Source organism: Mesorhizobium sp. M0715, assembly GCF_040320355.1.
In the GTDB taxonomy this organism is placed as follows: Bacteria; Pseudomonadota; Alphaproteobacteria; order Rhizobiales; family Rhizobiaceae; genus Mesorhizobium.
In genome coordinates this window covers 64,900-87,306 of the sequence record NZ_JAMYPL010000023.1, presented here as the reverse complement: position 1 = coordinate 87,306, position 22,407 = coordinate 64,900, and the positions used below count along the sequence as shown (strand labels likewise).

Sequence of the window (22,407 nt, the reverse complement as noted above, 5' to 3'; positions counted from 1 at the left end):
AAAACGGTGTTGAACCCTGTGGTTGTTTCATTCTCGGTCAACCCTTCTGTGCGTAGCTGTATCGAAACGAAGCAATGCCTGGGGCGTACGGCCGGCAGTCGGGCGTATCGAACCAGGCATGATTCTTGCGGACGGGCTTCTGCCACAATCGCCCAGCGCGATGGTTGTAGCACCCGGCGGGATATAAAGATGCGGATTGCCTGCGTTCATCAGGGTTATGAACTCTATGGTTCTGATCGAAGCTTCGCGGAGAGCGTTGCCGCGCTGCGCGCCGCGTTTCCGTCGGCCGACATCGAAGTGGTTTTGCCGCGTAGCGGGCCGATCGTGCGGATTCTGGAAGCGCATGCCAGCCGGATCGTCTTCGAACCGCTCTGGGTGCTGAGGCGCCAGGCCATTGCGCGCCTTGCGACCGTTGAGATGGCGCGATTGCCGGTTGCCGTGTTCAGGGCGTGGCGGCGCCTCAAGGATTGCGACCTCGTCTATGTCAACACCTCGATCGTGGCCGACTACGCGCTGGCCGCACGCCTTCTTCCCCACAAAGCCGTCCTGCACATCCACGAAATCCCCGAAGGCGCCATGCGCAGGGTACTTGTCGGCCTGATGCGCTGGAGCCACGCGGATCTGATCTTCAATTCACACGCGACACGCGCCGCCTTTGGTGATCCAAAGGCGGCGCGTGCGTATGTCGTCTACAACGGTGTTGCCGGGCCGGCGGCGATCGAACCGATGACGTATGACGGCAAGCGCCCATTGCGGGTGCTGCTGCTTGGCCGTATCAACCGGATCAAGGGGCAGGAAATCCTGCTGGAGGCGATCGCCTCGATGCCGGCGGAACTCCAGGCGAGGATCGAGGTGCGGCTGGTCGGCGGCGCCTTCGAAAGCACTGAGCGCGAGCATGCGCTTGCCGAACTGGTCGAAACCATGGGGCTTACCGGGCGCGTCAGAGTCCTGCCTTTCATTCCCGACCCTTCGGAGCATTATCGCTGGGCCGATATCGTCACCGTGCCGTCGCGGCGTCCGGAATCGCTGGGCCGCGTCGCCATAGAGGCGATGGCTTACGGCCGGCCGCCACTTGTGTCGGCGATCGGCGGGCTGGTGGAAGTGGTCAGCGACGGGGAGACCGGCTGGCATGTTCCGCCCGGCGACGCAGCAGCTCTTGGCGCGAAATTGCAGGAGATCATCCTCGCCCCTGAGGCCTGGCGCGGGTTTGTCGCTGCCGGGCGCGCGCGCTACGAGGCAATCTTCAGCGAGCCGGTCGCGGCCGCGGCGATCACCGCGATCGCCGCCGACAAGCTGACCACCATCGCGCGGCCGGGCAGGGTGCCTGCCGCCCGCGAAGCGGAGACGCGGCCGTGAAACTAGCGTTTCCGAGCCATCTGGTTCGACGCCTCGTGCTGATGATCGGCGGCGAGGCGATGCAGAGCGGCTTTCATTTTGCCCTCAACATCATGCTGTTGCACATGCTGTCGGCGCAGGGCTACGGCCTCTTCGCCATCGGCATGGTGATGGGTGGTGTCGGCCTGTCCTATATCAGGTCGCTCACCGCCGTTCCCGCCAGCATCTGGATGAGCAAGAGCACCAACAGCGCCGGCGTCGACACCTATGACGTGGCGTTCGGAACGGCGGCGCTGATCGTGGCTTTGCTGATGGCCGTCGGCACGGCAGTCCTGATGCATGTTCTTGGCGATCCAAGCGGAATTGCCGCCGGCTGCTTCGTCGGTGCCTGGTCGTTGCGCAGCCATATGCGCACGGCTTTCTTCGCACGGCGCCAGCAGGTTGTCGTCTCCGTCAGCGATGGCGCTTTTACAGTCGCCGGCTGTGTCCTGACCGGGCTGTCGATCTGGTTGGTCCAAGACCCGCTGCAGACCGTGTTCTATGCACTAGCCGCGGCAAATGTGTTCGGCATTTTCGTCCTGGTCCGGCTGGCTCGGCGCTCGCTTCGCATCAGCTTCCGCATGCCGACGCGGCGACGCTATGTCAGGCTCTGGCCCCAGCTGCGCTGGTCGGCATTCAGCGCGACCACCACCAACATCCAGGGTCAATGTCTGGCGCTGCTGGTCGCCGGCATTGCCGGTCCTGCCGCCTACGCACCTCTGGCGGCGGTTCTGGTGCTGTTTGCTCCGCTGCGCATCATCAGCCTTGCGTTCGTCAACATGACGCAGCCGGATCTCGCCAGGCTGATGCGGAACAATGAAACAGGCCGTGTCTGGACGCAGGCCAAGATCTGGGCGCTCGTCATGGGGCTCGGCGGCCTTGCTTATGGATGTGCGATCATGTTCGTCCTGCCGATGATAAAATCTCAGGCTCTCCAGGACGCTTCGATCTGGTTCATCGGACTTTTCGTGATCGCGAATTTTGTCCCGATCATGCTCTACATCATGCCCCGCATCGTGCTTGAGATACTCGGCGATTTTCGGATCGTCGCGTTCACCACGACGGGCGGCGCGGTCGTCGGGCTGGCGCTGATCGCGGCCCTGCTGGCAATCGCGTCTCCGCCGTGGGCGTTGTTGGGTTCCGCCGTCTCGGAGATGTTCGTGCTCGTGGCATCGTGGTATTTCGCGCATCACCGCATGTGGAATATCGAGCATCCCGACGAGGCGCGCGACAGCCGGTTGGGCGCGTGGCGGCGCACGCTGCCGTTCGCTACGGCAAAGCGATAGGAAAAAACATGGCAGTCCAGGCGGTGCAAATTGCTGCGGTGACCGGCTCGCCCGATGGCCAGTCCTCCCATCCGGCCATCGTCGTCGCCAACGATGCCTACACGGCGCGGCTCCACACCAGCCTGGAAGCGGTGAGGCCGCTCTGGCTGCGCCTCCAGGCGGACGGTGTGTGCACCGCTCACCAGAATTATGCCTGGGCCGAGGGGATCGTCGCGCGGCTGATGCCGGAAGGTGCGGAACTGCTCATCGTGGAGGTAAACGATGCCGTGACGGGCGCGCCGCGAATGCTGGTGCCGCTGATACGGCGACCGGCCTTCCGCCATCGGGTGATCGAATGGCTGAGCTGTGGCGTTTGCGACTATTCGGCACCGCTGCTGGCCGATGCCAGCCCGTGGACGACGCAATCGGCGCAGGCCGCGTGGGCCGCGGTGCGTTCCGTGCTGCCGCCGGCGGACCGCATCCAGATCACGGGAATTCCGCAATCGATCAGCGGCGTCGCCAATCCGCTGGCCTTGCTCGCGGCCACGCGCGATTCCCTGCATACCAGCTTCGGCCTCGCCATCGACGGCGACCCGGAAACCGTCCTCAAGCGCCTATGCCGGCCATCCTTCGTCAAGGCTTTCAACAAGGACTGGCGTCGCCTCGAACGGCTTGGCGGCGTGGAACTGGTCGAAGCCAACACGCCGGCCCTGGTGGAGGTCATCTTCGGCGGCCTGGTCCGGATGCGGCTCAGCCGCTTTCGCGAACTGGGCCGCTTCGACCTGCTGACGCAGGCGGCGGTTGTCGACTTCTATCGAAACGCCGCTCTCGAGGGCCTGTCGGATGGGTCGGTGCGGCTCTTCGGGTTGCGTGTGGGTGAAGCTCTTATCGCGGTCCAATACCTGCTGATCCATCAAGTCACCGTTCATGCTCTGCTGATCTCAATCGATCAGGGCGCGGTGCCCAATGTCTCGCCGGGACTTCTGATCATGGGCAAGTTGATGAGCTGGGCGCGCGGGCGCGATTTCAATTATTTCGACCTGTCGGTAGGCAACCAGAGTTATAAGGAACATATGGGTGCCTTGGGCTCGGGCCTGCGCGAGCTTTGCCACGGGATTACGGTGCGAGGCAGCGCCGTGAGCGCAGCCATCGAGATCCGCAACCGGGCCGAGGTGTTCGTGCGCTCCAAACCTCGGCTGCTGAAGAGGCTCCAGGGACTGATGCGGGGTTTGCGGCGCCTGCGTGGGGGATCAGAATGACGGGAGAAGCATGTGGCAAGCTACGCGGCGGGAACGACTCCGATAGGGGATTTGGCCGGTGGGCCGTTTTCCCCGACTGTCGCCAACGTTGATGCAACCGCGCACTTCACGGCTCGGCTGCACACCAGCTTCGACACCGTAAGGCTGCTATGGCTGCTCCTTGAAGCTCACGGCGTCTGCACTGCCCACCAGCATTATGCCTGGGTCGAAGGAATCGCCGCACGGCTGATGCCCAAAGACGCGGATCTGGTCCTCGTCGAGGTGAGTGACGCCGTGACCGGCGCGCCGGCCATGCTGCTGCCGCTGATGCGGCGCCGGGCTCTCGGCCACCACGTGATCGAATGGCTGAGCTGCCGCGTGTGCGACTACGCGGTGCCGCTGCTGGCGGATGGGAGAGCGTGGACCAGGCAGAGTGCCGACGCCATGTGGGCAGCGGTCCGTGCCGTGCTGCCATCGGCGGATCGCATCCATATCGCGGGAATTCCGCAGCAGGTCCACGGCGTGGCCAATCCGCTGGCATTGCTTTCGGTGGCGCGCGACTCCATCCAGGTCACCTCCGGCCTCGTCCTGCATGGCGATCCGGAGACGCTCATCAAGCGAATCTGCAAGCCGTCCTTCGCCAAGGCCTTCCGCAAGCATTGCCGCGGCTTCGAACAGCTTGGTGGCCTCGCTTTGGTCGAGGCCGATACGCCTGACCTGACCGAGGAGCTCCTGGATGCACTGCTGGAACTGCGGCTCAAGCGTTTTCGTGAGCTCGGACGTTTCGACCTTCTGACGCAGGCGCCGGTCGTCGATTTCTACCGCGCCGCGGCGCTGCAAGGCCTATCCAACGGATCGGTGCGGCTCTTCGGACTACGCGTCGGTGAAGCCTGGCTTGCCTCCATCTATGTGCTGGTGAGAAAAGGCACACTTCACGCCCTCCTGCTCGGCATCGACCAGAATGCGGTCGCCAATGTCTCACCCGGCCTGACGACGATGGGCAAGCTGATGATGTGGGGATGCGAGCGGGGCTTCGACTATTTCGACCTGTCGGTCGGCGGCCAGGGCTACAAGCGACATATCGGTGCCTCGAGCTCGGTACTGGCCGAGATCTGCGAACCGGTGACGGTGCGGGGCAGAGCTGCGAACGCAGCCATTTTGCTGCGCAGCCGGGTCGAAGGCATGACGCGGTCGCGTCCCCGGCTGCTCAAGGCCGTCCAGGGCCTGACGCGCCGCTTGCGGCGATTGAAGGACTGAGTACGAGCGTTTGCCGACGACCGATGCAAGGAGGCACCAAGGCCGGCAAGCTTGTTGACTGGGTTGGTTGGCTCTATATCTGAAAGCGCCGCTTGCCGTTCAGAAATGAGTGTCCTCGGCAGATTTTTTAAGTTGGCGTTTTCGGCAGATCATATCGATGGATGCAAGTTTAGGAGATGGGATTCGTTCCATCCTCATTATTCAAACGAAGTACATTGGAGATGTCGTTCTGACATCTGCTTTGGTTCGCAATCTGCGTCTTTCTTATCCGCAAGCATCGGTGACCATGCTTTGTGCGCCGGGTCTCAAGCAGTTCATCGTCGCGCAAGGGATCGCCGATGTTGCCGTTGGCTTTGAATCCCGTGGCAGAGGAAGGACTCTGCTCAAGCGTTTGAGCGACCATCGTGGCGTCATCTCTGATCTGCGGCGTCGGAAATTCGATCTTAGCATCGACCTTACCGATTCAAAAACCTCGCGGATCATGCATCGCTTGATCGGGGCTCCACTTCGCGTCGGCTTCGATCCTTCCGAGCATCCGATGAAGTTCTGGGAAATCCAGCTTGCAAACGTGCTCGCCGCGACCTTCGGACATGGCGGACCGCATTATCTCTACAGGAACCTGTCTCCACTCAGCGCCCTCGGGTTGGATTATCAGGATCCAACGCCTCGGCTGGAGCCGACCAGGACTGCCCAGGAAGAGTGTGCCAGGCTTCTTGCGGAAAACGCTTTGGCGAAGAAGTCCTATGTGGCCGTGCATGCCGGCGCGAGGTTTGAAGGCCGTTGCTGGCCGCCGCAACATTTTGCTGCGGTCATCGATGAGGTATACGCCAAAACCGGGCTGCGATCCCTGCTCGTTGGTGGGCCGGATGAAGGGCTTGCCGCGCAAAGGATCCTTGAAGTGGCAGCATCGCCGGTCGCAAGTGTCGTCGGAAAAGCCTCGCTTGAGGTCTTGACAGCATTGTTGGCCGAAGCGTCGATCTTTCTTGGCAATGAGAGCGGCCCGATGCACATCGCGGCCTCTGTCGGAACTCCAGCGGTGGGGCTGTACGGTCTGACGTCGCCTGAGCAATGGGGCCCATTCGGTGTCCCCAACCGGACGCTCCAGCCGCCCATGCCTTGCCCATGCATCGCTCCAGGTTTGTGTAAAGAAAACAACGCCGGTGGGGTCTATTGCGTCCAGCGGCTCCAGGTTGCCGATGTTGCGGCGGCGACACTCGATCTCATCGGCACGGAAGTTCAAAAATCTGCTCATTCGGGCACGCCGGCCGCGTAGCAGAGCGGCAGCGACGGACGCTAGTTTTGGCGGCGTGGTGGTGCACAGTTCATCTTCGTGTGCTTCACGTCTTGATTCAGGCCAAGGCCCAAGCATATTCAAAAGATTGGTAAATTTAACCGGGCCGCATCCTGCGCTGTCCGCGAAATTGACAGGACGGCGCGTCTCCGCCATCCTTGACCCCAGTCGTCAGGCTGCCGGCAGCGGCCGCGTTTTGTGTCTGGGGCGACCGAGGGCAGTGTCATGTTCAGTCCCGTCACAGGTCAGAATTCCAAGCGCGCCGCGGTGCGCAAGGCGCTCGATCGTCACAAGGTCTACATCACCGCGCAGCGTTTTTCGGCAGGCACCTACCAGGCCCGGGTTCTGGTCGACGGCGAGGCCTATTGGGTCGACGAATTCCGGCTGAGCCAGCTGCAGCAAGGACTGTCGCCGGCGGAGCTCGAGTTGACGCCGGCCGCTGACGATTGAGAGCGTGACTGGCTTGTTCCTGGCCGCCGTGCTTCGATCCTGGCGATGACGACTCCACCAAAGCTCAAAGCCTATCGCGCCAAACGCGAATTCGCCAAGACGCCGGAACCGGTTGGCGGGCTCGTCAGCAGCGACGGCAACCGCTTCGTCGTCCACAAGCACCACGCCACCGCTGACCATTATGATCTGCGCCTGCAGGTCGGCGATGTCTTGAAGAGCTGGGCGGTGCCGCGCGGGCCTTCGCTCAATCCGGCCGACAAGAGGCTGGCGGTCGAGACCGAGGATCATCCGCTCGAATATATCGACTTTGAGGGTGTCATTCCCGAGGGCGAGTATGGCGGCGGGCCGATGATCGTCTGGGATACCGGCACATGGGCGCCGATGGACGACGTCGAAAAGAGCTTGCGAACCGGCGCCTTCAAGTTCCGGCTGGCCGGCGACAAGCTCAATGGCGGCTGGATGCTGACCCGGCTGAAGCCGAAACCCGGCGAAGATGAGAACAAGAAGAACTGGCTGCTGTTCAAGGAACGCGACCTCGCCGCCGACACCGCGCTTGACATCCTCACGGCCCGGCCGGAAAGCGTCAAATCCGGATTGCGCATCGAGGAACTGGCGGCGCCGGCGAAGCCCGCCACCAAACCCGCGCCCAGACAGGGATCGCTGAAGCCCGGCACGCTGCCGGGCGTGTTCAAGGCTCCCATGCTTGCCCGTATCGAGCCGCAACTGGCGACGCAGGTGCCAAAACCACCCGATGGCGACGACACCCAACAAGTCTGGCTGCACGAGATCAAATTCGACGGCTACCGCACCATGGCGCATCTCACTGGCGGCGTCGTCAAGCTGATCACCCGTGGCGGCATCGACTGGACGAAGCGCTATGGCGACCTGCCGCATGCGTTCGCCAAGCTGCCCTGCCGCGATGCCATCATCGACGGCGAGATCGTGGTGCTCGACGCCCGGGGCATCAGCCGCTTCGCGCTGCTGCAGGATGCGCTGGCCGAGGGCGCCGGCAGCAATCTCCATTTTTACGCCTTCGATCTTCTCCACCTCGACGGCTGGGACCTGACCAAGGCGCCGCTGGTCCGGCGCAAGGCGCTGCTGGCGCAGATGCTGTCGGGCCTCGGCGCCAATTCCGCCATCCAGTTCTCCGACCATGTCGAAGGTTCAGGGCAGGGGCTCTACGACCAGGTGTCGGAACTTGGGCTGGAGGGTGTCGTCTCAAAGCGCGCCACGGCCATCTATCAGAGCGGCCGAACCAAAAGCTGGACCAAGACCAAGGCACTGCTGTCGGACGACTTCGTCATCGCCGGCTTCACCATCTCCGATGCGGCCGAAGGGCTGGCGGCGCTCGGCATGGCAGAGTTCGAGGGTGGTGAATTGCATTATCGCGGCAAGGTCGGCACCGGTTTCGATGCCGCCACCGCCGGTGAGTTGCTCGCCAGGCTGGAGCCGCTGCGGGAAGGCGCCACCCCGCCCGAGGGTGTCCCGCGCGAAATCATGCGCGAGATGAACTGGGTGCGGCCGCTGCTGTCGGCGCGCATTCATTACGCCAACCGCACCTCAGACAATGCGCTGCGCCACGGCGTCTTCCGTGGTTTGAGGGATGTCGACCTGTCGACGCCGGTCTCGTCCAAACGCAAGCGGCTGATCGCCGAGGCCGACCTTGCCACAATCTGGGTGACCAACCCGACGCGCCGGCTGTTCGGCAAGACCGGCCCGACCAAGCTCGACATCGCGGTCTATTACGCGCTGGTCGGCGACTTCATGCTGCCGCACATCCTCGGCCGGCCGGTGTCGCTGGTGCGCTGCCCGACCGGCCTGCCGAAGGATTGCTTCTTCCAGCGCCACGCCTTCACCGGCATGCCGCCCTCAGTGGTGACATTCGACGCGACGAATTCCGAGGGCGAGACCAAATCCTATCTCTCGGTCGAAGGCGCGAAAGGGTATCTGGCGCTGGCGCAGTTCGGCGTCGTCGAGTTCCACACCTGGGGCACCCACCGCACCAGCCTCGACAGGCCCGACCAGATCGTCCTCGACCTCGATCCGGGCGAGGGGATTTCATGGCGCGAGGTGGTCGAGGCCGCCGTGCACATCAAGGGCGAATTGGAGCGCCTGGGGCTGGTACCGTTCGCCAAGACCTCCGGCGGCAGCGGCATCCACATCACGGTGCCGGTGACGGGCGCGCAGAACTGGAAGAAGCTCCACCAGGCGACCAGCGCGATCGCCACGCATCTGGCGGCAACGGCGCCTGACACCTTCACCACCACCATGGGCAAGGACAACCGCAAGAAGCGCATCTTCATCGATTATCACCGCAATGCGCGCGGCCACACCTCGGCAGCACCTTACTCGCTGCGCGCCCGCACCAATCTGCCGGCCTCGACGCCGGTCAGTTGGAGCGACCTCGAATCCATCGATGCGCCGCAGGATCTGAACTATTCCTCCCTGCCGGGGCTGCTGGCGACGTCGGGCGATCCGTGGGCCGAGATCGACGAGTTCGCGCGGGATTTGCCGACCTTGAAGAACTAGGTTCCTCGGCCCCCATGAAATGGGGGAGAGCGTTGCGGGGCGAGGAACCCAACGCCATCGACGCTTCCGACAATTTGAATTATTCTCTCCGCCACGACCTCAAAGACGTGGCGGAAGATTTCGTCAGGGATTTGCCTGTATTGTGCGGGGTCGGTGTAGGATTTGCGCAGCCTCGTTCGTCCTTCGGACGAAAAGCGCTGCAGTGAATGTCAGTGCATGGCCGCGTAGGAGTGTTTCATGGCGCCCAGGGCAAGTTGGAAAGGTTACCTTAAACTCAGTCTGGTCAGCTGTCCGGTGCGGTTATATCCCGCCACCAGCGCCAGCGAGCGCATCTCGTTCAACCAGTTGCATAAGAAGACCCACAACCGCATCAACATGAAACCGGTCGACCCCGAATTGGGGCTCGTCGAGCGTGCTGATCTGGTCAAGGGCTATGAATACGAGGACAAGCAGTACATCATCATAGATGATGCCGACCTCGATGCGGTGCGCATCGAATCCAATCACACGATGAACATCGAGGCCTTCGTCGACGAGGACGAGGTCGACGTCATCTATCAGGACGCGCCCTACTACATGGCGCCTGACGGCGCGATGGCGGAGGAGACCTTCGCCGTGCTGCGCGAAGCCATGCGCAAATCCGGCAAGCTGGCGATCGCACGCCTGGTGCTGTCGAGCCGCGAGCGGGTGGTGACGATCGGCGCGCGCGAGAACGGCATGTTCGTGTGCACCTTGAGGAATCCGAACGAAGTGCGTGGCACAGCTGAATATTTCGGCAACATCCCAGCCGGCAAGCCCGATCCCGAAATGCTGCAGCTCGCCGAAGCACTGATCAAGCAGAAGGAAACCACCTTCGATCCGAAGAACTATGAGGACCGCTACGAGGCGGCACTCATGACGATGATCCGCGAGAAGCTGAAAGGCCACAAGCCGATCATCGCGGCGGCACCCGAGCGCGGTAATGTCATCAATCTGATGGATGCGCTCAAAGCGAGCCTGTCGCAATCGAAGCCGCCGGCCAAGTCGAAAAGCAAGGCCGACGAGGTTGCCAAGCCCGCCGCGAAGAAGGCGGCAGCGGGTGGTGCTGCTGAAAATCCGTTGAAGGCCAATCTGCTGAAGGCGGTCGGCAAGAGCAAGAAATGACGGCACCGACCGGCGCTGTTTTTGGCACGATAGGCGCGCTGGCGGCTTTTCCGCTCAGGCTGGCTGCGCGGGAAGTGGAACGCCGACACGGCCAGCTGCGGCGCGGTATCACCAGGCGCACCACGCATGTCGTCTTCGGCCGGACACTTCTCGCCAGGGCAGGCCTCGTCAAAAACGGCGATGCCGAGATCGAACGCCGTGTCGCCGCCGAGCGCGCGGCCGGACGAACGCTGATCAGCGAGAACGGATTCCTGCGCCTTCTCGGACTGATGAAGACACCGGAAGCGTCTTCGCTGTCGCGGCAATCGCTGATCGATCAGTCGCGGCTATCAGGCTCCGACCTCGATTTTTTGTCGCTGTTCGATGCGTTCGAGCATGACTCAGAACCTTATTCCTTCCGCGACCTGATCCTGGCGCGCAAATATGCCGGGCTCATCGCCGGCGGCGCGACATGGGGGGCGATCGCGCGCTCCGTCCACCGCTCCGGCCCGGTGGCGTCGCTGACCGCCAAGTCGCTCAATGTCGGTTCGCAGCATGGGCGCGCCGATGCCATCTATCTCGAAGGCGGCCAGAGCGAACTCGATGGGCAGTTGCTGTTCGATCTCGGAACAGCCGGGGCAGAGGGTGACGACACGCTAGAGGAGTTGTTCGCGGAGGCGGAAGCGGCGGAGGAGCAGGGCGACCATGATGGGGCCGCCGCGCTCTACCAGCGCTGCCTGGCCATCGATCCGAGCGATGCGATTGCCGCCTTCAACCGCGCCAACTGCCTGCGCGCCGGCGGCCACGCGGCGGACGCCGCGCACGACTATATCAATGCGATAAAACTCGACCCGGCCTTCGTCGAGGCGTGGTTCAACCTGGCCGGACTGATGAGCGAGCAAGGTCGCGAAGCCTCGGCGCGAAGGCACCTGCAGAAAGCGATCGCGCTCGACAAGACCTATGCCGATCCGGTGTTCAATCTGGCCCGGCTGGAATTCGACGCCGGCAATCTGCTGGAGGCGCGCCGGCTATGGGCGCGGTATCTCGAACTCGACGCGGAGTCCGAATGGGCACGGGTTGCAGCCAAGGGCGTGCAGTTCGTGGATCTGCAGCTGGCGCGGGCGGCGGGGTGAGTGATGCTGGCGCTTGAACACCCCCCTCTGGCCTACCGGCCATCTCCCCCGCAAGGGGGGAGATCGGAAGCTTGGGCGTCCCGCTCCTTCTTGCAAAGTGGGAGATTGGCGAAAGCGGTTGAGCGCGCAATCTCCCCCCTTGCGGGGGAGATGTCCGGCAGGACAGAGGGGGGTGTGACGGAACTCGACCTCTCCAGCGAGACCGCCCCATGACCGCCTTCCTCTTCGACGGTCCCGACACCGCGCCCACCACCATTCTGCTCGCCCACGGCGCCGGTGCGTCGATGGATTCGCCCTCGATGACCGCCACCGCCAAGGCGCTGGCCGCGGCCGGCTTCCAGGTCGCGCGCTTTGAATTCCACTATATGGCCGCGCGCCGCTACGGCCACCGCAAGCCACCGCCGCGGGCCGAGACGGTCAACCCGGAATATATCAAGGCGATAGCCGACCTCAGGGCAAAGGGCGTGACGGGACCGCTGATCATCGGCGGCAAGTCGATGGGCGGGCGCGTCGCCTCCATGATCGCCGACGAGATGTTTGCCAAGGGCGAGATTTCAGGGCTGGTCTGCCTCGGCTATCCCTTCCATCCGCCGGCCAAGCCCGAGCAATTGCGGACAAAACACCTCGCCGGGTTGAAGACGCCGACGCTGATCTTCCAGGGCACGCGCGACGAGTTCGGCACCAGGGACGGGGTTGCGACTTATGGCCTTTCCGACCGCATCGAGATTATCTGGCTGGAGGATGGCGACCATGATCTCAAGCCACGCAAGAGCATCTCGGGATTTTCGGCGGCCGACCATCTGAAGACGCTGGCCGAGACGGTGAAGGCGTGGTCGGGTCGGATCGCTTCCTGAAGCGATGAAGATCGCCTCCTTCAACATCAACAACATCAACAGCCGGCTTGAAAATTTGCTGGCTTGGCTGGCTGCGGCAAAACCCGATGTCGTCTGCCTGCAGGAACTGAAGGCGCGCGACATGCAGTTTCCGCGCTCGGCATTGGCGGCGGCCGGCTATGGCGCGGTGTGGAAGGGCGAGCCGACGTGGAACGGTGTTGCCATCCTGGCGCGGGGTGCCGAGCCAGTGCTGACCCGCGATGCCTTGCCCGGCGACGATGCCGACAGGCAGAGCCGCTATATCGAGGCGGCGGTGAACGGCATCATCGTCGCTTGTCTCTATGCGCCGAACGGCAATCCTCAGCCCGGCCCGAAATTCGCCTACAAACTCGCCTGGCACGCGCGGCTGGAGGTGCATGCCGAACAGTTGCTCGACACCGGCCTGCCGGTGGTGCTGGCCGGCGACTACAACATCGTGCCCGAGCCGCGCGATATCTACCCCACCCGCTCCTATGAGGACAACGCGCTGGTGCAGCCGGAAAGCCGGGCGTCGTTCCAGCGCCTGCTCGACCAGGGTTGGCTTGATGCCCTGCGCAAGAAGCATCCGAAGGAAACGCTCTACACATTCTGGGACTATCGCCGCAACCGCTGGCCGCGCGATGCGGGCCTCCGGCTCGATCACATCCTGCTGTCGAAGAAACTGGCACGCCGCCTGACCGTTGCCGGCATCGACCGCGACGTGCGCGGCGAGGACGGCGCCAGCGACCATGCGCCGGTGTGGGTGGAATTGAAGTAAGGCGACTGCTTTCATGCGTCGCGCTTGAACGGATTCCTGCAACGCGCTTTAAGTCTTTGTCTCGATGCATGTCGCTGTCCCAAATCCGGGTTCGCTTTTGGCCGACATGCAATAACCTGTCGGCAAGTAGCCCAACGCAGCCGGATCGCCCGTGAACGCAATCCCCCATGAGATTTGTCAAGCGAGGCTCCATGCCTGACTTGGGCGCTGTCCAGATACTGGCCGCCGCCATTGTGGTGCTTGCGGCTGCTGTCGCGTCCTGGCTGCTGTGGCGGAAGCGCAGCCGTCGCAAGGGACGGCGGCTAACCAATCCGGCTGCCGACTATGCCGTCCGTACCGATTGGAACGCCCGCGGGGGTATGCTCAATTACTCGTCCTTCGTCTATTTCGATGTCGATCGCGACGGCAAATACGGCGCCGGAGACCGGCCGATGGCCGGGATCATGGTGCGGCTGTATGACGAAGCCGGCAAGCTCGCCGCGTCCGCGCGCACCAACAATGCCGGCTTTGCCAACTTTCCCATGTCGGTGAAAAGCAGAAAGGCAGTGATCCGCAAGCCGGGCAACTGGCGCTTTGTGGTTTCGGTGCCGCCCGGCTGGCAGGCGAAAAGCGAAAATGACATTCAGTCCCGACACTTCCTGCCGCTGCCGGGTTCGCCGGCCGGGATGGTATCGCAGGAGATGCTGCTGCCTGTCGGTCTGGCACCGCCGCGCCGCGTCAGCGGGCGCGTCGCCGGCGATGGACCAGCGACCCTCTCCGTGTCGGGGAATGGGTACGTCCTGGAGACGCGGGCACTGGCGCCGGGTGCCGTCTTCAGCTTCGACCTGGCTGAAGAAGCCGACACGGTCAGCGTCAGCGGCGGCGGCTTGGCGCGGCGGCTGACGCTATCGCCCTACTCGGCGGATCTCGGCCTGCTGTCGCCGCAACGCGCCGGCATCGACACTGATGCCGCCCTCGAAACGATCGATTTCGACGATGTGACGTCGCGCAGCCTCAGGAAAATTCCGGCTGGCCATGCCGGATTGGCGTGGCGCAACCTGAATGCGATGGCCCGCGACTTCACCAAGGACAGCCAGGGCTATGTCAATGGTAATGTTTCCGGCGACCATGTGCTCTACACCAGCAGCGGGCTGCCGGCCGAATTCAGCTGCGAACGGCCGTTCGGCTTTCACTCGGTCATGCTGAGCGCCGCCTGGCTGGCGTCGGAAGGGGAGGTGGCGCTGATCGAAAGCTGGCTTGGCGAGCAGCTGATTGCAAGCGACGAGGTCACGCTGTCGGCGCTAACGCCGCTGCACTACGCTCCAATGCTCAAAGCTGTAACGCGTGTTCGCCTGTCGACGAAGCACTATTGGCAAATGGTGTTGGACGACCTGATCCTGGTGCGTTGAGGTTTGGACGCGCCAGGAGCAGGTGGCGCTGAAATTATTGCGGTGTCGGCAACGAGGAGCCGTTGGCCGCAGTGACCGCCGACAACCGGCCTTTTTTCAAGAACGATGGCTTCACATAGATTTTTTTCATATCAGACTCTCCTAAAATCCCGATCCGATGATGCCAGACTGCGGCCATCTGTCAACCATGCGGGCTGAAATCGGCAAACTGCAATAAATCCAAGGAGGCGCGGCAAGGCGCCCGCCCTCCAATAGCGGCAACCGGATCGCAATGTTGGACAGCCAGACCGGCCCGATTTATGCGGTGGCCTTCGCCGCCGACGGCGCGGTGCTGACCGGCGGCAACGACCGCACCATCCGCGACTGCCGGCCACCGGCGGCGACGGCGTGGTGCTGTTTGCCGGCGCGCCGGAATGAGCGAAATCTTGATCACCCTGTCCGCCGTGCTATGTAAAACCCATGCCAGCACCCAGCCTCCCAGACAATGCGCCGCTCATCGTCATCGATCTCCAGACCGGCATGTTCGACGGTGTGCACGAGCAGCCGATCCATGATGCGCCTGATATTGTCGAGCGCACCAAGGCGGTGATCGATTGGGCGCGGCGCGGCGGGCGCAAGGTCGCTTTTATCAGGCATGACGGACCCGATGGCGACCCGTTGGCACCGGATGAGCTGGGCTGGCCGGTTTGGCCCGCGCTCGGCCAAGCGGCGGACGAGCCGACCTTTGCCAAATCCGTTCGCGATGCTTTCAGCAATCCTGCCTTCGGCGACTGGCTTGCCGGTCAGGGTGCGAGTGCTGTCGTGCTCTTGGGCGCACAGACCGATTTTTGCGTGGCCGCGACGGTCAAGGGCGCCATCGCCAGAGGGCTCGGCGTGACCGTGGTCTCCGATGTGCACAGCACGCTGGACAATGCCAGCGAGAGTGCCGAGCAGGTCATCCTCAGGCACAATGGCGAATCGCCGAGGCCGGCGTCAATCTGGTGACCACAAAGGCGCTTGTCGGCGGCTGAAGCCCGACCGTCGCCGCAGCGCGCATTATCAGGCGGGCCGGCTTGAGGACTTCGCGAGAGAAGACAGGCGGCTGCCGTGGTCGACGCGGACGGGGGGGCGCATTGTTGGGATGGCTCGGGCGCCCGCGTCAACCAGGGCGGCTCGTACCGCCGCATTAGCAACATTGCACATTGCGGGCCGCTCGAAACTTCCGCGAAAGCGGAATAGGCCGGAGCAAAAGTGCGGATTCGGCTGAGACTTTCGGCGCGCTTTCCCGGTCAGGGAGTCAAAAAGTCTGCTGGCTTGTCGGGATGTCGCTCAGGGCGTTTGCCGGGTCCTGCACCGGATCGGCGAGGAACGATGCCGCAATCAGGTCGTCGGCATCGATCCGACCATGACGATCTTCCATGATGGCCGCGACCTTTTGAAAGGTTTTCATTTCGGCATCCGTCACCCGCGCATCACGCATCCTGGCTTGGAGATCGGCCAGGCGAACGCCCAAAGCAGGGGATGTCACAGCTTTGCTTGTCATCTTCACTCGTCCTGATTGGAAGCTGGGCAACCCGCCGCCATGGCTGGCGGCGGGTTGGACAGTTCGAAATTCAATCGTAGACCTTGATGATCTTGCGGGTGCCCGGATCCACCAGGACGGTGCGGTTGTCGACCACCACGTAGCGGTATTTGACATCGGGGATCTCATGAAGTTCGACCGTGTCCGGCAACGCGCTACCAATATTCAGTTCCACACCGGGAACCTTGACCGAAGCGAGAGGCTGCTTCTTCACATACTCGCGGATGACCGTGTCCTGTTCAGGCTGAATGACAACGTCCTGAGCGGCAACGGCGCCGACACCAGCCAACAGCAATAGCGCCGCTGCGGCGCCCGTTAGGTGCATTTTCATACCGTTTCTCCTTGCGAGTCAGCATGACAGGATCGTTCAACGCTGACGGCAACTGAACTTGAGCCAAATGAAAATGTTCCTCCGCTGGGGCTTCGGTCGGGTGAGACGTGCGACTTAAGTCTGGTCTGCGAGCGCATTGGTCTTACCGACGGGAACGGCTCTCTGTTCATGGCTGTTTGTCTCCCGGAATTCGGAGAGACAGATGGACAAAAGTGTTGGCCAAGCGCGCTGGTTGCTCGCACCGATTTTCGCGACAGCTGTCACCTTTCTGGTGATGGGGATAGTCCTTGGCTGACATGTCGTCGATCGGCGCAGCAACGTCCCTTCCTGCGCTGATAGGATTCGCAAGCCGCTTCGGCGGCTGGCGAATCCTCTATTTTCACCATGCGCCGGCCTGCTCATTCGGCAGCCGAGCGCTTCGTTCAGCTTATGCAACGTTGGGAGGTTACTATGGATCGGCGATCCTTCTTGACGGCGATGTTTGGCATTGCCGGGGCCGCGGCCCTTGCAGGGGCAATTCGCCCGATCGAGGCAGCGGCCGGTGTTCCAAGCGCTGGAAACGGCATTCTCGATGAAATTGAGGCAGAGGCCCTCGACGACGAAGGTGCACATGCGGAGGTGCAGCCGGTCGACCATCGACGCTGGGATCGGGGCTGGGATCGGGACTGGGATCGGGATCGGGGCTGGCGCCGGCGCCGGCACGGGCGGCGTTGGAGACGGGTCTGCCGCAGTTACTGGCGGCATGGTCGCCGTCGCGTCCGGTGCTATCGCAGACGTGGCCCTTCGGTCGTCCTTCGATTTTAGCAGCTAGCCTGCACGTCCTAGCGATTTGATCAGTGCGATGGGCTCGGCGTCCGCATCTTTCCTGCGGCTGCCGAGCCGGAGGCTGTTTGTCGAGGCTGAAGCTATACGTGGCGAAACGGCGCGAAGATGAATCCGCGCCACACAAAGGCGAAGACGGCAAGGCGAGGACAAGAAATGGCCCGGCAGCCAGGTGCAAAGGGAGGACGCCGGGCCAGCCGACTTCTGGCGGTCGTCGGCCATCGCTACATTAGATATATCTAATGTTAATGCAAGCAACCCAAAACTTCTCCGATGGACAAAACACCGTCCGAAGCTGTCCGTTTCGCTGCATGATCACCAGCACGGCCGCCGCACTGCAGACAGCGGCAATGGCGGATCTTCCTGGCCTAAGTCTGGAGGACTTGCGCGGCGGCAATCTCGCTATGGCTCAGCAGTAGCTCGTTCAGTTTGCCGCTTTGCTATCGGCCGCGTGTATCGATCGAGCGGGCGGGGAAGACAGGGCACGTTGATCCGCAGGCTGCTCACTGAAGTAAAGTGAACTGCCGAGTAGAAGGAACACGATGCCCACCGCCGTTAATCCAACCATGAGCACGGCGATCGCCGTTCCTGGGCCATGGCCCGTCTTGATGATGGTGGATCGGTGGGGCATCGCGCTGTTCTCCAGGCATGGCACCCGGCGGGGCCGCTTTCGACAAACGACGAACACGGCCCCGATGTTCCCTCGTTGGAAGCTTCAATCGGTCACGTCGGGCTTTTGCTTTTTCCTGTAGGACCAAGGTCTTATCCGTCGTGCGCAAAAGTCCAAGGGGCCTTGTTCAGTTCCGATAATGTCCCTTGGATGTTCCGCTATTTTAGGTAAATCTGATATAATGCCTAGGCGGAAAACTTAGCCGGCCAAGCACATTTTCCCGCGAACCGGGCATGGAAAATGTGGCTTTGGCAAGTTCAACAACAGGCAGTCATGTCTCGGGCGACGAATGGCTCACGTCTCGTCGAATCGGCCCTCGCGGGTCTGATCGCGCGTGATCGCGGCTTCTTCCTCATCATCGGGAAGGGCATCGTCGCTGTCCTGGTACGCGTTATCGTCGTCCTCGTCGGGCAGATCGCCGTCTTTTTCGACGCCGTAACGCATGTCGCCGTTTTCCGGCACGGACTCTGGCAGGATCTCGCCGCCCTTGATCGCATCCCAATCCTGCTGCTCGATGGTAGGCCCATCCGCCTGCGGTGCGTCATCTTCGATGTCGGCGCTTGGTTTGTTGCGCGGTGCCATGCCGGCCTCCTTCCTTGAAAAAACTGGAGGCGAAACTCGGCGTGCCGGCATTTGTTCCCCTGCTCGAAGTGCAAAGAGCGGGCGTGCTTCTGGATTTTCGACGGCTGGCGCGTCAGCCCAGCCCCGCCGGCACCGCCGCCGCGCGCCGGATCGCCACCGTTGCCAAGTCGCCGCGCAATGGAAAGCGCGCAGTGGCGATCGGCCGCTTACTTGCGAAGTTGCTAAAATAATGAAATGTTGTTCGCGGGAAATGGGATGAGCAGGGACTGGTTGGAACCGGCGCGGTTTCGGCGGTTTGGGGAAACCATGTATTTTGGGCAGTTTCTCGTAGGAATGTCAGCCACGGCTCTCATTGTCGCGGTGTGGACCTATATGGTCACCGGCTCTTTCTGGGAGGCATTTGCCTGGACGATAGCGACGCTGCTTGTCCTGCAGGTCGGCTACTTCGTGCTCATCGTGAGGCTGATCTTCAGGCGCTCGCACGATATCGTGCCGAGCCAGGATCCGGTAGACGCCTTCCCGCCATTGCATCGCGACGGTGTCCAGCTTTGAGACCGGCTGGCCAGGATCACTCGCGCGTGTGCGCCCGGGCAAATTCGGGGAACCTCGCCCACAGCGCGATCACGGTGTTTGGTCACTGAGAGACAGCGTTGTCTGGGCATAGCCCCGCTGGAGGTTTCGGCACAGCGTATCGTGGGAACATTTCGGCGTCGTCGTGGGAACATGATGCATGCGCGACCGGCTTCGCATGGCTCAGGCCGTCAGGTGGAACAAGTGATCATGCTTCGCGTCCTCTAGCAGTACCGGTGAGGTTGCCACCTCTATCGGCACTGCCATGGCTCGCTCTGCTCCCGGCGGGGCGAGTCTTTTTCGTGCTCCCATCGTCGAGATAGAGGGACGCGAGGCTGATTTGACGCGGCGACAACAGGTGCTTCGCCAATTCGGCTGCAGAAGGGATTTTTCGTCTTCTAATGTCCGTACACATTTGTGCAAGTTTTCAAGCATTTCCGCGCTGTCTGCCGCATGCTTGATCAGCAACAAATTAATATCCGGGCTGCAAACATAACATCTTCAATTCTGAAGTTGGATGGAACCACATGGCAGCGGTGGAGTTTTTATGGAGGGCGGAATTCAATTGTCACTAGGAGACGGTCATGAAACTTTATCTTACAAGCGCGGCGGCTGCCATCGTCCTGACGGGTGGCATGGGTGCGGCGCTGGCGGAGAGCGTCGTCGTCGTCCAGCCGCAGCAGGAGACGGTCGTTCGCGAATACATCAAGAGGGAACCGCTTGCCTCGGTGAACCTTCTGGGGGTCGAACTCAAGCTCGGCTCGTCGGTACCGGACACTGTCGAACTGCGTGAGGTGCCCGACGTCAAATACCGGGTCGCGGTGATCAATGACCAGACGGTCCTCGTCGACCCGGAGACCCGCCAGATCGTTGAAGTGCTGCACTAAGGCGTTCCCGCAGCATTGGACCTTGGGAAAAACCCGCCCCGACGTCGCGTCGGTGGCGGGTTTCCTTTGTCGCGATCCGCGATGGCCTATTCGGCGGCCAGTCTATCCTGCGTCTTGGTCTCGAAATCGCCGGCGTCGTGGCGCTCATGCAGTTGCATGGCAGGCTCGCCGAAAGCGCGGTTGACCATGCGGCCGCGCTTGACCGCCGGTCGGGCCTCGATCGCCTTGGCCCAGCGTTGCACATGTGCGTATTCCTGCACGGATAGGAACTCGGCGGAATCATTGTACATGCGGCCGAGCGCCAGCCCGCCATACCAGGGCCACACGGCCATATCGGCGATGGAATAGTCCTTGCCGCCGAGATATTCAGTCTCGGCCAGCCGGCGGTCGAGCACATCCATCTGGCGTTTCACCTCCATCGAGAAGCGGTCGATGGCATATTCGAACTTTTCCGGCGCATAGGCGTAGAAATGGCCGAAGCCGCCGCCCAGATACGGCGCCGAGCCCATCTGCCAGAACAGCCAGGACAGCACCTCGGCGCGCGCCGGCTGTTCGGTAGGCAGGAATTCGCCGAACTTTTCGGCGAGATAGACCAGGATCGAACCGGATTCGAAGATGCGCACCGGCGTCTTGCCGCTGCGGTCCATCAGGGCCGGGATCTTGGAGTTTGGATTAACCTCGACGAAGCCGCTGCCGAACTGGTCGCCATCGTTGATCCGGATCAGCCAGGCGTCGTATTCGGCACCCTTGTGGCCGCGCGCCAGAAGCTCTTCCAGCATGACCGTGACCTTGACGCCGTTCGGCGTCGCCAGCGAATAGAGCTGCAACGGATGCTTGCCGACGGGCAGTTCCTTGTCATGCGTCGGCCCGGCGATCGGCCGGTTGATGCTGGCAAAGGCTCCGCCGCTCGGCTTGTTCCAGGTCCATACTTTCGGCGGTGTGTAGTCGGTCATTTCGTGGCCTCGTGTCGGGGAAGGATGGCAGGTCGCCATAAACTAGGGCTGCGGATGTGTAAGTTCAACTTGCGTTGAACTATTATCGATGCCCGCGGAGCCAAGATCGGCAATTGGGCACTTCCTCACCCTTGCGCCTTCTCCTGCGTGGCATACCTATAGAAGATGTCACCAAAGCCCATCCAGGACAAAAGCATGACCATCAATCCCAATCCGCGCTCGGTCGTTGCAGTGCGGGCCACTGTCCCCGAAGATGCCTTTACGGCCGGCGCGCTCGGCACGCTCAGGGAAGGCAGCGGCGTCGTCATTCGCAACGATGGGCTGGTGCTGACCATCGGCTATCTCATCACGGAGGCGGAAGAGGTCTGGCTGACCAGCCATGACGGCCGCGTCATCCCCGCGCATGCGCTGGCCTATGACCAGGAATCGGGTTTTGGGCTGGTGCAGGCGCTGGCGCCGCTCGGCCTGCCGGCGGTGGCGCTGGGCGATGCCGGCAAGACCAGGATCGGCGACGCCGTCGTGCTGGCCGACGGCACCGGCCAGTCGGTGCAGGCCAGGATCGTCACCAAGCAGGAATTCGCCGGCTACTGGGAGTATCTGCTCGACGAGGCGATCTTCATTGCGCCCGCGCACCCGTCCTGGGGCGGTGCCGGGCTGTTCGGCGCTGACGGCTCGCTGCTCGGCATCGGTTCCCTGCGCCTGCAGATGAGCCGCAACGGCGAGGTCGCCGATATAAACATGATCGTGCCGATCGATCTGTTGCCGCCCATTCTCGATGACCTCCTGACGCGCGGCCAGGTGGCCAAGCCGCCGCGCCCGTGGCTCGGCGCCCTGTCGGCCGAAAGCGACGGCAGAGTGGTGGTGATGAGCGTGACCGAGGGCGGCCCGGCGGCCAAGGCCGGCCTGCGCCAGGGCGACATCATCTCCGACATCCGGGACGGCGCGGTCGACGGGCTGGCCGATTTCTACCGCAAGCTGTGGGAAAGCGGCTCGGCGGGGGCCGAGATTCCGATGCGGGTGTTGCGCGACGGCCGCGAAACCTGGCTGCGCGTCAAATCGGCCGACCGCGGCAGCTTTCTGAAAAAGCCGCAACTGCAGTAGACGCGTCGATGGCGTCGGCGATGTCGTCGGGTTGGCCGATCCGCCCGACCCGGCAGCCGCTCGGCCATCGCGGCCAGGGCCTCGGCGGGATTGCCAAGCGCCTAGCGCGCCTGCCGCAGCCGGTTCTCGCCGCGCCCGGCGATGATCACCTCGGCGCCGGCCTCGACGCAGCGCCGGGCCAGCGCCAGACCCATGCCAGAGCCGCCACCGACGATCAGGATTTTCTCATTTGAAATGCTCATTCGCTCTGCCTT

22 protein-coding genes and 1 pseudogene are annotated in these 22,407 nt (G+C 62.7%); 18 read left to right on the top strand and 5 right to left on the bottom strand.

What is annotated here, in order from left to right; translation table 11 throughout:
• Nucleotides 1-189: 189 nt before the first annotated feature.
• The 14 genes from NKI21_RS24495 (at nucleotide 190) to NKI21_RS24430 (ending at nucleotide 15,660) form a co-directional block, all read left to right on the top strand.
• Nucleotides 190-1,356, top strand: a complete 1,167-nt coding sequence (locus NKI21_RS24495; protein ID WP_352441844.1) for a glycosyltransferase — start codon at nucleotides 190-192, stop codon at nucleotides 1,354-1,356.
• Nucleotides 1,353-2,660: an MATE family efflux transporter gene (locus tag NKI21_RS24490; RefSeq protein ID WP_352441843.1), complete on the top strand. Its 1,308-nt coding sequence runs from the start codon at nucleotides 1,353-1,355 to the stop codon at nucleotides 2,658-2,660. Before NKI21_RS24495 ends, NKI21_RS24490 begins: the two co-directional genes overlap by 4 nt.
• A gap of 8 nt (nucleotides 2,661-2,668) precedes the next feature.
• The gene (locus NKI21_RS24485) at nucleotides 2,669-3,898 is read left to right on the top strand and encodes a GNAT family N-acetyltransferase (RefSeq protein ID WP_352441842.1); all 1,230 of its coding nucleotides are present in this window, start codon (nucleotides 2,669-2,671) and stop codon (nucleotides 3,896-3,898) included.
• Nucleotides 3,899-3,910: 12 nt separating this feature from the next.
• Nucleotides 3,911-5,134 (top strand): GNAT family N-acetyltransferase, encoded by a 1,224-nt coding sequence (locus NKI21_RS24480; RefSeq protein ID WP_352441841.1) that lies wholly within the window; start codon nucleotides 3,911-3,913, stop codon nucleotides 5,132-5,134.
• A gap of 109 nt (nucleotides 5,135-5,243) precedes the next feature.
• Nucleotides 5,244-6,407 carry a glycosyltransferase family 9 protein gene (locus NKI21_RS24475; protein ID WP_352441840.1) on the top strand — a complete coding sequence of 388 codons (1,164 nt, stop codon included), beginning with the start codon at nucleotides 5,244-5,246 and terminating at the stop codon, nucleotides 6,405-6,407.
• Nucleotides 6,408-6,650: 243 nt separating this feature from the next.
• The gene (locus NKI21_RS24470) at nucleotides 6,651-6,875 is read left to right on the top strand and encodes a hypothetical protein (RefSeq protein ID WP_023813316.1); all 225 of its coding nucleotides are present in this window, start codon (nucleotides 6,651-6,653) and stop codon (nucleotides 6,873-6,875) included.
• 45 nt (nucleotides 6,876-6,920) lie between these two features.
• Nucleotides 6,921-9,404 carry a DNA ligase D gene (ligD, locus tag NKI21_RS24465; RefSeq protein WP_128305559.1) on the top strand — a complete coding sequence of 828 codons (2,484 nt, stop codon included), beginning with the start codon at nucleotides 6,921-6,923 and terminating at the stop codon, nucleotides 9,402-9,404.
• Nucleotides 9,405-9,641: 237 nt separating this feature from the next.
• Complete coding sequence (ku, locus tag NKI21_RS24460; RefSeq protein ID WP_024501732.1) at nucleotides 9,642-10,547, top strand: non-homologous end joining protein Ku; 906 nt, start codon at nucleotides 9,642-9,644, stop codon at nucleotides 10,545-10,547.
• Nucleotides 10,544-11,659 (top strand): tetratricopeptide repeat protein, encoded by a 1,116-nt coding sequence (locus NKI21_RS24455; protein WP_352461288.1) that lies wholly within the window; start codon nucleotides 10,544-10,546, stop codon nucleotides 11,657-11,659. Before ku ends, NKI21_RS24455 begins: the two co-directional genes overlap by 4 nt.
• A gap of 209 nt (nucleotides 11,660-11,868) precedes the next feature.
• Nucleotides 11,869-12,513 (top strand): alpha/beta hydrolase family protein, encoded by a 645-nt coding sequence (locus tag NKI21_RS24450; RefSeq protein ID WP_023813321.1) that lies wholly within the window; start codon nucleotides 11,869-11,871, stop codon nucleotides 12,511-12,513.
• 4 nt (nucleotides 12,514-12,517) lie between these two features.
• The gene (locus NKI21_RS24445) at nucleotides 12,518-13,288 is read left to right on the top strand and encodes an exodeoxyribonuclease III (RefSeq protein ID WP_023813322.1); all 771 of its coding nucleotides are present in this window, start codon (nucleotides 12,518-12,520) and stop codon (nucleotides 13,286-13,288) included.
• Between the two features lie 191 nt (nucleotides 13,289-13,479).
• Nucleotides 13,480-14,676, top strand: a complete 1,197-nt coding sequence (locus NKI21_RS24440) for a hypothetical protein (RefSeq protein ID WP_023813323.1) — start codon at nucleotides 13,480-13,482, stop codon at nucleotides 14,674-14,676.
• A gap of 274 nt (nucleotides 14,677-14,950) precedes the next feature.
• Nucleotides 14,951-15,130: a WD40 repeat domain-containing protein gene (locus NKI21_RS24435; RefSeq protein WP_245486366.1), complete on the top strand. Its 180-nt coding sequence runs from the start codon at nucleotides 14,951-14,953 to the stop codon at nucleotides 15,128-15,130.
• 5 nt (nucleotides 15,131-15,135) lie between these two features.
• Nucleotides 15,136-15,660, top strand: coding sequence for an isochorismatase family protein (locus NKI21_RS24430; RefSeq protein WP_352611080.1), 525 nt, complete (start codon nucleotides 15,136-15,138; stop codon nucleotides 15,658-15,660).
• A gap of 292 nt (nucleotides 15,661-15,952) precedes the next feature.
• Here the strand turns inward: NKI21_RS24430 and NKI21_RS24425 are convergent, their stop codons facing one another.
• The 3 genes from NKI21_RS24425 to NKI21_RS24415 form a co-directional block, all read right to left on the bottom strand.
• Nucleotides 15,953-16,198, bottom strand: coding sequence for a hypothetical protein (locus tag NKI21_RS24425; protein ID WP_031213628.1), 246 nt, complete (start codon nucleotides 16,196-16,198; stop codon nucleotides 15,953-15,955).
• Nucleotides 16,199-16,268: 70 nt separating this feature from the next.
• Nucleotides 16,269-16,568: a DUF1236 domain-containing protein gene (locus NKI21_RS24420; RefSeq protein ID WP_031213630.1), complete on the bottom strand. Its 300-nt coding sequence runs from the start codon at nucleotides 16,566-16,568 to the stop codon at nucleotides 16,269-16,271.
• Between the two features lie 1,786 nt (nucleotides 16,569-18,354).
• A complete protein-coding gene (locus NKI21_RS24415) occupies nucleotides 18,355-18,642 on the bottom strand; it encodes a hypothetical protein (protein WP_023813332.1) in 288 nt (95 codons plus the stop codon).
• A 14-nt stretch (nucleotides 18,643-18,656) separates the two neighbouring features.
• Between NKI21_RS24415 and NKI21_RS24410 the strand changes: the two genes are divergently transcribed.
• From NKI21_RS24410 to NKI21_RS24400, 3 genes are all read left to right on the top strand, one after another.
• Entirely contained in the window at nucleotides 18,657-18,872 is a 216-nt protein-coding gene (locus NKI21_RS24410) for a hypothetical protein (RefSeq protein WP_023813333.1), read from the top strand.
• Nucleotides 18,873-18,975: 103 nt separating this feature from the next.
• Entirely contained in the window at nucleotides 18,976-19,194 is a 219-nt protein-coding gene (locus NKI21_RS24405; RefSeq protein WP_245486367.1) for an exopolysaccharide production repressor protein, read from the top strand.
• A 602-nt stretch (nucleotides 19,195-19,796) separates the two neighbouring features.
• Nucleotides 19,797-20,099, top strand: coding sequence for a DUF1236 domain-containing protein (locus tag NKI21_RS24400; RefSeq protein WP_352867687.1), 303 nt, complete (start codon nucleotides 19,797-19,799; stop codon nucleotides 20,097-20,099).
• 86 nt (nucleotides 20,100-20,185) lie between these two features.
• Here the strand turns inward: NKI21_RS24400 and yghU are convergent, their stop codons facing one another.
• A complete protein-coding gene (gene yghU / locus NKI21_RS24395; protein ID WP_352867683.1) occupies nucleotides 20,186-21,052 on the bottom strand; it encodes a glutathione-dependent disulfide-bond oxidoreductase in 867 nt (288 codons plus the stop codon).
• Between the two features lie 195 nt (nucleotides 21,053-21,247).
• Here yghU and NKI21_RS24390 point away from each other — a divergent pair, with 195 nt between their 5' ends.
• Complete coding sequence (locus tag NKI21_RS24390; RefSeq protein WP_352867680.1) at nucleotides 21,248-22,153, top strand: S1C family serine protease; 906 nt, start codon at nucleotides 21,248-21,250, stop codon at nucleotides 22,151-22,153.
• A 104-nt stretch (nucleotides 22,154-22,257) separates the two neighbouring features.
• Here the strand turns inward: NKI21_RS24390 and NKI21_RS24385 are convergent.
• Nucleotides 22,258-22,395 (bottom strand): annotated as a pseudogene (locus NKI21_RS24385) (SDR family NAD(P)-dependent oxidoreductase); the annotation flags it as partial.
• Between the last annotated feature and the right edge of the window lie 12 nt (nucleotides 22,396-22,407).